General features: G+C 47.7%; 2 protein-coding genes. Both read right to left on the bottom strand.

Annotated elements, in window-relative coordinates; genetic code table 11:
• Positions 1-66: 66 nt before the first annotated feature.
• Positions 67-1,905: a translational GTPase TypA gene (gene typA, locus Q0X25_RS08180; RefSeq protein WP_298581116.1), complete on the bottom strand. Its 1,839-nt coding sequence runs from the start codon at positions 1,903-1,905 to the stop codon at positions 67-69.
• Positions 1,906-1,979: 74 nt separating this feature from the next.
• A complete protein-coding gene (locus Q0X25_RS08175) occupies positions 1,980-2,441 on the bottom strand; it encodes a hypothetical protein (protein WP_298581113.1) in 462 nt (153 codons plus the stop codon).
• Positions 2,442-3,037: the final 596 nt, after the last annotated feature.

Here is a 3,037-nt window from a genome sequence, read left to right as displayed (position 1 = left end):
ACCATGGTACTAAGAAAAATTTTGTCAGTACCATAGTTATTTCTCACATGAATTTTTTTATTGGCCTTACTTCTTGACCATGCCGTGACGAACAGCCCATTTACGGCGATCGGTATCGTTGAGAATGCGTTTGCGCATACGAATATGCTTGGGCGTCACCTCAACGAGTTCGTCATCCATGATGTACTCCAGCGCTTCTTCCAAAGAGAAGGTTTTGGGAGGAGTGAGCTGCACGGAAATATCTGCTGTCGAAGAGCGTTGGTTGCCAAGGTTTTTGGTGCGCGCAATATTGACAACCATATCACCTGGACGACTGCGCTCCCCCACCAGCATGCCTTCATAACACTCGGTACCCGGTTCAACAAAAAGACTGCCGCGTTCTTGCAAGGTGCCCAAAGCATAAGCCACAGCCTTTTCGGTCGACATTGAGATCATGGCGCCATTATCGCGGCTACCAATGTTACCCACAAAGGGTCCGTATTCGAGGAAGGTATGATAAAAGACCGCATCACCATGAGTGACATTCATGATTTTATTCTTAAGACCCATAATGCCGCGCGTAGGAATGGTGAACTCTAGATGCGTCTGGGTAGTACCCGTCTCCATACTGGTCATCGCACCGCCACTGTTACCAAACACCTCAATGACCTTGCCGGAAAACTCGCCGGGACATTCAACAACCGCCTGCTCAATAGGCTCGAGGCGCTCCCCATCAGCGGCTTTTTTGAACAAAACACGCGGGCGACCCACCTGAAACTCAAAACCCTCACGACGCATTGACTCCATGAGCACCGAAAGGTGAAGGATACCGCGCCCCGCGACCTCAACACCAGTTTTGTCGGATAACTCCTCAATACGCATCGTGACATTATTTTCAGCTTCTGCCATCAAACGTTCTTTAAGCTGACGACCACCAACAATATCACCATCGCGACCCACTAAAGGTGAGGTAGATGCTTCAAACACAATGGAAAGCGTAGGGGGGTCAATTTCAATGGGATCAAGTTCAACAGGATTTTCAGGATCGGTGTACACATCGCCAATATCAGTCGAATCGATACCCACGACAGCAGCGATATCGCCTGCAACAACTTCTTTACACTCTTTACGGCCAAGATAGTCAAAGGTAAACAGCTGCTTGATTTGAGCCATAGTGCGCGAGCCATCATTTTTAACGACAAGTATCTTGTCCCCATTGTGAATGGTTCCAGCATACACACGGCCAATGCCAATACGACCGACATACTCAGAGTGATCGATAGTGACGCATTGCATCGCAAGTGAACCAGCAGGATCGACGTCGGGTGCAGGTAGAGAATCAACAATCATATCCAGCAGCGGCAGCATATCATCATTGCCGTCATCAGGATCGAGACGAGCAAAGCCATTTACTGCCGAGCAGTACACCACGTGTTCCATTGCAAATTCAAGCTGATCGTCGCTTGCACCTAAATCCATCATTAAATCGAGGCATGCATTCAAGGCGTTCTCAGGATCTGCTCCATCACGGTCTATTTTGTTGATAACAACCATCACAGCAAGGCCTGCATCAATGGCGTGGCGCAGTACAAAACGTGTCTGTGGCATAGGACCTTCTGCGGCATCAACAAGCAGGAGAGCTCCGTCTGCCATCTTAAGTACACGCTCTACTTCACCACCAAAGTCAGCATGTCCTGGAGTATCAATAACATTGATTTTGACATCTTTGTAATCAATAGAAATATTTTTGGCCAAGATAGTGATACCGCGTTCGCGCTCCTGATCGTTGGAGTCAAGAACCCTCTCTTCTACCTGTTGGTTTTCGCGAAATGCGCCGCTTGCTTTGAGTAGCTGATCAACCAAGGTAGTCTTACCGTGGTCAACGTGGGCAATAATTGCAATATTTCGGATGGATTCTTGAAGCATACTTATCCCATCTATCAAGACGGCCGCAAAACGGCACATAGCTTTGGAATGTCGGGCAGACGCCCAAATAAAAACTACAGTAAGGGCTCAACTTCACCAGCAGCAGCAGGCTCGGTCCACTGAAACTTTTTGCCTTTTCCCCGCCCTTTTACATAGCTATAAGCTGAATAGCTTTTATAACCTTTTTCACCAAATTCTAGAAGCAACGCATCTTGATAGCTGTCATCAGCAGCAGCGATTGCGCCCTCATAGGCGATAGCATAACGAACAGGCATCCCAAGCCCAGCTTCTTTGTCTCCTTTATGGTGATTGATTTCTTTAATGCGCGTATAAGCCTCATTAATCAAAGCTTCCGAGCCATCATCGCTAAGTTCAAAGCTCGCAGTATTGCCTTGGTCATCTTCTATGACAAGCAGGACGCCCATTTGCGTACCTGTGGCAAGAAGGTCTAGCGCATCTCCAAAAAGCTCAGACGAAAGTCGGTCTGTCTCAGCCGAGATGCCATCGCGGCGATTGTTATGGTTAAAACGAGTCATGCACATCTTTTCTTTGAATCTAAAGTTTCTTTGCGATGGTAGCGCACTTGAACAATGTGCGTACGGCTCTAGACAACATGCACTTCTTGACCACAAAAAATCGCCAGACACAGCTGATAGTAAGGTTTTGACTGAGATTGATTTTCGCTCTGCTACAAGCGGCATTGTTCTGCTTGCCAAACGCCACAGATCGTTTCAAGCAGCACGGTCCTGCTTGCCAAACGCCACGGATCATTTCAAGCAGCACGGTCCTGCTTGCCAAACGCCACGTTCCGTTTCAGAAAAAATGTCAAACGCCACATTCCGTTTCAAAGGGTCTGACGTTTGCCCAGGTAGATTTTTTTCGCGTGAAATGAAACGTGGCTTTTGGCTAAAAAAATGAAATAGAACGTGGCGTTTGGCACTCAGCATGAAACGCAACGTGGCTTTTGACATCTGGTGTGAAATAGAACGTGGCTTTTGATATCAGTGCGGGAGGGACGTGAAATGAAACGTGGCTTTTGATATCCGGAATGAAACAGGGTGTGACTTTTGGCAGCTGGTATGAAACGAAGCGCAGCTTCTGCTACAGGCGATGGATTGTCTATCGCTCCAGG

Origin of the sequence: uncultured Olegusella sp. (genome assembly GCF_947253395.1) — a bacterium.
GTDB lineage: Bacteria > Actinomycetota > Coriobacteriia > Coriobacteriales > Atopobiaceae > Olegusella.
This window is presented reverse-complemented; position numbering and strand designations above follow the sequence as displayed.